Raw genomic sequence first — 1,842 nt, forward strand, 5'->3', positions numbered from 1 at the left:
ATCGGCATAGGGGGCGGCCTTCACAGGCCGCTCCCCTGCCACACCACCCGGCATGCGGGTCCGCACCGGGCGGTTCGAGAGATTGAGGTTATGAGAGACGTACTAATCCCAGCCTGTCGAACCACGCAATAGTAAGCACGCGATTCAGCTCCAGACGACTGTTATGCCACCAGCGGCAGGTGTTTCCTGCCACCTTCTGCGCCACTTGGTTACTCGCGCCAAGTGCTCGCAACTCGCGATACGTCGTCGTTCCGCGCTTCCATTGTTTGAGCTGGATAGCTCGCAATCGGTGTCGCATCCATTCGTCCAGCTCACGCCAGACGGCTGGGGTTTGCGACAACCCGAAGTAAGCTTTCCAGCCCAAAATGTAAGGGCGCAGCTCATCGACGATTTGCTGCAAGCTACGACCACACGAGCGTCGGGTGTACCAGCGTATTCGCTGCTTGAACTGCTTCTGCGCTTCATAAGAGGCAGCACGCTTAGCTTCGTCGCGGAATGACCACAACTCATAGCCCAAATACTTGCGACCAAACGCGCTCGTCACCGCACTCTTACTCGCGTTGACGCTCAAGTGCAGCTTTTCATACAGACGCTTCAGCAAATCCATCACCCGTTGCCCCGCCTTCTGACTACGAACATAAACGTTCGCATCGTCGGCATAGCGCACGAAGCAATGACTTCGACGTTCAAGCTCCCGATCCACTTCGTCCAGTAGCACATTCGCCAGCAACGGCGACAGCGGGCCGCCTTGCGGCACCCCGCAGCGACTTTTCTCGACCACGCCATTGATCAGCGTTCCCGCATCCAGATACGCACGAGTCAGCCGGATAACCGCCCGATCCGCGATCCGTTTGCGTAAACGATCCATCAAAATATCGTGGTCGACCCGGTCGAAGAATTTCTCCAGATCAACATCCACCACCACTTTACGCCCTGAAGAAACATAGCGCTGAGCCGCTAAAACGGCGCCCTGCGCACAGCGTCCAGGACGGAAGCCGTAGCTGTGTTCACTGAAAGTCGGATCGAGTAATGGCTGCAAGACTTGCAGCAACGCTTGTTGGATCAAGCGGTCGGTGACCGTTGGGATACCCAGCTCGCGTTGACCGCCGTCGGGTTTGGGAATGGTTACACGCCGTACCGGACTGGGCCGGTAGACACCTGATAGAAGCTGTTCACGAATCGCCGCCCATTGGGTCAGCAGGTACTCGGCCGTCTGATCAATATCCAGACCGTCGACCCCCGCCGCACCTTTGTTGGCCTTGACCCGTTTCCACGCCCGCTTCAGGTTTTCTCTCGCAAAGGCCCGCTCCAGCAGCCCTTGCCCTGCGTTGTCGGTTTCATTTTGCGGGCGATTGACCTCGTCGCTGACGGAGCTTCTCACGGCTTCACCGTTCGCAGTCTCCATCAGCCCCGCGTTTGGCAGGCATCTGACTTCCGGTCTTTCGCATCAACATGGCCTATAACGCTTTCTCTCGTTCGGCCCTTCGTCAAAAAAAAAGACTACTACGGCCTCTGCTGACTTCTCGCTCCGGCTTGCACCGTCGCCCTTTCAGGCATGAGGCGAGATCTCCCCAGGTAAGAACGCAATCCTTCACCACACAACCGCCGGATTTACACAGCCTGATCCTTGACCACAAGAGCTTCGCGGTTTTGTGCCCGCTCGCCCTGATCGGCTTTGCCTTATATCCGGTTCTTGTACATCGGCTCATGGCTTCGATTCACGCTTCCTCCCCACACTCGGTCGCCCTCATGCAGTTGCGCTTCACTTCGTTCGCTGTGGTCAGCTCACGGCGGGACTCTCACCCACAAGATTGCGCCCATGCTGGGCGCACACAAAAAAGG

General features: G+C 57.5%; 1 protein-coding gene. It reads right to left on the bottom strand.

Going from position 1 to position 1,842, the window contains the following annotated elements:
* Positions 1–88: 88 nt before the first annotated feature.
* Positions 89–1,405 (bottom strand): group II intron reverse transcriptase/maturase, encoded by a 1,317-nt coding sequence (gene ltrA / locus BUE92_RS00025; protein ID WP_073521433.1) that lies wholly within the window; start codon positions 1,403–1,405, stop codon positions 89–91.
* Positions 1,406–1,842 lie beyond the last annotated feature (437 nt).

Origin of the sequence: Pseudomonas fluorescens (assembly GCF_001902145.1) — a bacterium.
GTDB classification, from domain to species: Bacteria; Pseudomonadota; Gammaproteobacteria; order Pseudomonadales; family Pseudomonadaceae; genus Aquipseudomonas; species Aquipseudomonas fluorescens_BV.

Coding starts and splice junctions, on each gene's coding strand:
- ltrA (WP_073521433.1), bottom strand. CDS start 1,405: ATGGAGACTGCGAACGGTGAAGCCGTGAGAAGCTCCGTCAGCGACGAG.